Source organism: Chitinophaga sp. GbtcB8, assembly GCF_019091455.1.
Classification (GTDB): domain Bacteria; phylum Bacteroidota; class Bacteroidia; order Chitinophagales; family Chitinophagaceae; genus Chitinophaga.
Window position 1 is genome coordinate 1 of the sequence record NZ_JAGXJN010000465.1, and the last position, 233, is coordinate 233.

At 42.9% G+C, this 233-nt stretch carries 1 protein-coding gene; it reads right to left on the reverse strand.

Translation table 11 applies throughout. The features are described 5' to 3' along the window. Positions 1-32 precede the first annotated feature (32 nt). On the reverse strand, positions 33-233 hold a 201-nt coding region (locus KVT36_RS32320), incomplete at its 5' end, for a hypothetical protein (protein ID WP_217607527.1).

A 233-nucleotide genomic window follows, 5' to 3' on the forward strand; every position in this document is an offset into this window, starting at 1 on the left:
TAAAATTTGTCTATAGTAGTTGCAGTGCTGTATTAGCTATGCTGTATGATACCTACCCTCAGCTTGCGTGCATCGGTAGGCGCATTTTTTTCGCCCTTCAGGAAAATAGTGTAGGGGTAACCTACGCTTAAGGGTACGTTATCTTTCAGTGCAATTACAGAATCCTTACCAGGTGCTTTTACTTTATTTGATACGTTACCGCTGCCGGTAGCATCTGTAGTGGTAAAGGCACT